This is a genomic window from Priestia sp. 53B2 (assembly GCF_056099005.1).
In genome coordinates, this window is sequence record NZ_JBLZXA010000114.1 from 1 (window position 1) to 239 (window position 239).

The window sequence follows — 239 nt, forward strand, 5'->3', positions numbered from 1 at the left end:
GTTTGGTGGAGTAACGTCAGCCTTTACAACTGTTATATAGGTAAGTTTACTTACATTTCCCGCACTATCTTTAGCAGTTACATTCAACGTAGTGCCTGCTTTTTGAACTGGAATACTAACAGAGAATAATCCCTTTGAATTTGCTTTTGCATACCCAATTCGATTCTTTCCTATATTAATAGTTACGGTAGAGTTAGTTTCTGCTTTTCCTGTCACAACCTTATCATTATCATCTACTT

Annotated in this window: 1 protein-coding gene; it reads right to left on the minus strand. The window is 35.6% G+C overall.

Annotated features, from left to right (window positions below; genetic code table 11):
• Positions 1 to 239 (minus strand): Ig-like domain-containing protein (locus ACN6NE_RS31390; protein ID WP_474329455.1); only part of this gene is annotated, 239 nt, incomplete at both ends.